The sequence below is a fragment of the Luteitalea sp. genome, assembly GCA_009377605.1.
Classification (GTDB): domain Bacteria; phylum Acidobacteriota; class Vicinamibacteria; order Vicinamibacterales; family Vicinamibacteraceae; genus WHTT01.
Genome location: WHTT01000229.1, coordinates 619 through 974, shown reverse-complemented (window position 1 = coordinate 974; position 356 = coordinate 619). Strand labels below are relative to the sequence as shown.

Sequence of the window (356 nt, the reverse complement as noted above, 5' to 3'; positions counted from 1 at the left end):
CAGTCTCGTTTCGGGATGTAGCCTGGCCTGAAACAGAATCTCGTCGGCGTAGATATTGCCGATTCCGGCGAGCATCTGCTGATTCATCAATGCGGCTTTCACCCCGCCGCGGCGGCGTGAGAGGATGGCCTCAAACGTCTCGACGTCGAAGCCGCGCTCGAGCGGATCGGGCCCGAGACGCCGCTTTCGAAGAAAACCCTCCAGATCGTCCGTCATGGAAATGCGCCCGAACTTCCGCTGGTCGTCGTACGCAAGGTGGGCGCCGCCTGTGAATTCGATACGCAAGCGAACGTGCGGCGGCGCCTCGGTCGCACGGTCGTAGTAGCGCAGAAAACCGGTCATGCCGAAGTGAAGGA

Annotated in this window: 1 pseudogene (running past one end of the window); it reads right to left on the bottom strand. The window is 61.2% G+C overall.

The features are described 5' to 3' along the window. Window positions 1-356 (bottom strand): annotated as a pseudogene (locus tag GEV06_28680) (Fpg/Nei family DNA glycosylase) (it continues 229 nt past the right edge of the window).